At 40.0% G+C, this 1,189-nt stretch carries 1 protein-coding gene; it reads right to left on the bottom strand.

The window, feature by feature from the left end:
• Positions 1 to 791: bifunctional methylenetetrahydrofolate dehydrogenase/methenyltetrahydrofolate cyclohydrolase FolD (folD, locus tag H5072_RS19945; RefSeq protein ID WP_182694579.1), on the bottom strand; the 791-nt coding region annotated here is incomplete at its 3' end.
• Between the last annotated feature and the right edge of the window lie 398 nt (positions 792 to 1,189).

Here is a 1,189-nt window from a genome sequence, read left to right as displayed (position 1 = left end):
CCAACGCCACCTGGTACAGGTGTAATAAAATGCGCTTTTTGTTCGGCCACACTGTATTGAACATCACCGACTAATTTACCCGTATCTAAGCGGTTAATGCCCACATCGATAACAATAGCGCCTTCTTTTATCCAATCTCCCGGTATAAATTCAGGTTTACCGACAGCCACAACTAATAAGTCAGCGCGGCGAACATGTGTTTCTAAGTCTTGAGTAAATTTATGGCACACAGTGGTAGTACAACCTGCTAATAAAAGCTCTAACGACATTGGACGACCAACAATATTTGACGCGCCAACGACAACTGCATGCATCCCTTTATAACGTACACCCGTTGAATCAAGTAATGTAATAATACCTTTAGGGGTACATGGGCGAAGGGCAGGCATACGCTGTGCTAATCGACCAATGTTATATGGATGAAATCCATCAACATCTTTATGTGGGGTAATACGTTCTAAAATCTTTTCAGCATCAAGACCTTTTGGCAGTGGTAACTGCACTAAAATTCCATCAACTTCGGCATCATTATTTAGCTCGTCAATTAAATCTAAAAGAGTTTGCTCTTGTGTGTCTGCTGGTAAATCAAATGATTTAGAGATAAAACCTACTTCTTCACAGGCTTTACGTTTTGAACCAACATAAACTTGGCTTGCTGGATCAAGTCCTACAAGTACTACTGCAAGTCCTGGTGCACGTAAACCATTTGCTACACGTTCACTTACGCGTTCTGCTACAGCGCTACGTACTTGTTTTGCGATTGCCTTACCATCAATGATGTTTGCCGTCATGGGTGACCTTTAATTGGGGTTAATTAACTAGATACCGATACTCTAAAAACGAATGCATAATAAAATAGGGGTAAAAATGCTAATAAAGAAAAATACGCTCTTTATTTAACTCGTTTTATAATGTGCCTACTATTTTCGCAGAAAAGCATAGCAGCGCCAAGTTGCTTTTAAGGTATATAACGTTTGAGCTGTTAAATAGTTTAAAATTCAGCCGACTATTGTAATATTTAACCATTGTGCACTAAAAATGAGCACTTGATTGGTTTTCTTAAAAAAACGTTTGACCTAACCCCGTCAAATCACTATTATGCACCCCGTTGTCAACGAGGTCACTCGCTAGCAATAATAAGTTTCGGCGATTAGCGCAGTTTGGTAGCGCACTTGGTTTGGGTCCAAGG

The sequence above is a fragment of the Pseudoalteromonas sp. SR45-5 genome, from assembly GCF_014163565.1.
Classification (GTDB): domain Bacteria; phylum Pseudomonadota; class Gammaproteobacteria; order Enterobacterales; family Alteromonadaceae; genus Pseudoalteromonas; species Pseudoalteromonas distincta.
This window is presented reverse-complemented; position numbering and strand designations above follow the sequence as displayed.